Here is a 253-nt window from a genome sequence, read left to right on the forward strand (position 1 = left end):
TTAAGTCCTGTGCGTCTGCCAGTTCCGCCACCCCGGCATTTTTTGGAGCGGAAGACGAGGTTCGAACTCGCGACCCCCACCTTGGCAAGGTGGTGTTCTACCACTGAACTACTTCCGCAAAATGCATAAGATATTTTTACTCTGACAGTAATATGAAATTAAAATGGTGCGGGTGAAGGGAGTCGAACCCCCACGCCTTGCGGCGCTAGATCCTAAGTCTAGTGCGTCTGCCAATTCCGCCACACCCGCTAAG

2 tRNA genes are annotated in these 253 nt (G+C 52.2%); both read right to left on the bottom strand.

From position 1 onward, the window contains the following. Positions 1-43 precede the first annotated feature (43 nt). Positions 44-118 (bottom strand) — tRNA-Gly (locus M3166_RS19235). Positions 119-164: 46 nt separating this feature from the next. Further along, positions 165-249 (bottom strand) — tRNA-Leu (locus tag M3166_RS19240). Positions 250-253 lie beyond the last annotated feature (4 nt).

Source organism: Solibacillus isronensis (genome assembly GCF_023715405.1).
In the GTDB taxonomy this organism is placed as follows: Bacteria; Bacillota; Bacilli; order Bacillales_A; family Planococcaceae; genus Solibacillus; species Solibacillus isronensis_B.